1 protein-coding gene is annotated in these 450 nt (G+C 53.1%); it reads right to left on the bottom strand.

All coding sequences use genetic code 11. The annotated features are described in order from the left end of the window. Positions 1-68: 68 nt before the first annotated feature. Positions 69-450: ATP-binding cassette domain-containing protein (locus C5C07_RS20805; protein WP_115806065.1), on the bottom strand; the 382-nt coding region annotated here is incomplete at its 5' end.

The following is a 450-nucleotide window of genomic DNA, read 5'->3' on the forward strand; positions in this document are numbered from 1 at the left end:
TGACACTAGGATAGAGAAGTACCAGCGATTTCTTTCTTGAGCGGTGTCTGTGGTAACACCGAGTCCAGTTACCCACCTGACTGTATCGCATACAATTCAGCGTATTTCCCTTCACTTTCAACCAGTTCGTCGTGACCGCCACACTCGGAAATCCATCCGTCTTCCATCGTATAGATCCGATCAGCATTCTCGACAGTCGAAAGGCGATGAGCGATAGCGATAATCGCATAATCTCGCTCCATCGCTTCGATTGCCGCCTGCACTTCCTTCTCAAGGTTCGAATCCAGGTCGCTCGTTGCTTCGTCTAGAATTAACAGGTCCGCGTCTTTCAGAATCGCTCGCGCAAGAGCGACGCGCTGTTTCTGCCCGCCCGACAAGCGGACACCGTCGTCACCGAGTTGAGAATCGAGTCCGTTCGGGAGGTCCGTGATGAACTGGTCCACCTTCGCG

Source organism: Haloferax sp. Atlit-4N, from assembly GCF_003383025.1.
GTDB classification, from domain to species: Archaea; Halobacteriota; Halobacteria; order Halobacteriales; family Haloferacaceae; genus Haloferax; species Haloferax gibbonsii.